Here is a 344-nt window from a genome sequence, read left to right on the forward strand (position 1 = left end):
GATGCTGCCAGTGAGCGCCTGGCCCATGCCGCGGCGGACCGCGCCGATGAGCGCGGCTACACGGCCGACCAGTTCTGCTTCCAGCTGGTGCGCATCGATCGCCTGGCGACTGCCTCTGACGATACGCCGGGGCGCGTCTATGGCGACCTGCCGGTGCCGCGTGAGCTGGAGCCGGGCGACCGCATCGATGGCCTAGAAGTGATGGAAGTCATGTCGCGCAGCGCGCGGGTGCGCGTCTACAAAGTGCGTGACCTCAAGAGCCGGCGCGTGATGGTGATGAAGGCGCCCAGCCCGGAGCTGTCGCTCAAGAATGCCTATCTCGAGCACTTCCTGCTCCAGCAGTG

1 pseudogene is annotated in these 344 nt (G+C 66.9%); it reads left to right on the plus strand.

The window, feature by feature from the left end:
* Window positions 1–344 (plus strand): annotated as a pseudogene (locus R0J88_RS19150) (hypothetical protein); the annotation flags it as partial.

Source organism: Pseudoalteromonas sp. SIMBA_162, assembly GCF_046535955.1.
GTDB classification, from domain to species: domain Bacteria; phylum Pseudomonadota; class Gammaproteobacteria; order Enterobacterales; family Alteromonadaceae; genus Pseudoalteromonas; species Pseudoalteromonas marina.